Annotated in this window: 1 protein-coding gene; it reads right to left on the bottom strand. The window is 75.5% G+C overall.

All coding sequences use genetic code 11. The features are described 5' to 3' along the window. A partial coding sequence (locus UK12_RS45405; protein WP_045307101.1) for an ACT domain-containing protein occupies nt 1–249 on the bottom strand: 249 nt, incomplete at its 3' end. Nucleotides 250–343: the final 94 nt, after the last annotated feature.

Raw genomic sequence — 343 nt, forward strand, 5'->3', positions numbered from 1 at the left:
CCAGGCGGCCACGAACTCGTATCGCAGCCCGAGCGCGTCGGCCTCCTCCTGCGGCACCACGACGGTCGGCCCCTCCGGCTCGGAGACCGTCACCACCGGCCGCAACCCGGCGGGAACGCGGGCGGGGAGGGTGCAGTAGACGTACCGCCCCGGGTTTGCCCGGGTAGCATCGGGCGCGGTTGGGTCGGGCCGCCGACCGGGATTGCGGCTCGGCTTCGTGTCCGGCTGGCCGGAGGTGCCCGAAGCCATGTTGTGGCCCCCGGTCCCGGCACCCGTCGGCGCGGCAGCGAATCCGGCTCGACCGCCGCGTCCTCCCGGCGACCGCCGGACGTACGGACTACCG

Origin of the sequence: Saccharothrix sp. ST-888, assembly GCF_000955975.1 — a bacterium.
GTDB lineage: Bacteria > Actinomycetota > Actinomycetes > Streptomycetales > Streptomycetaceae > Kitasatospora.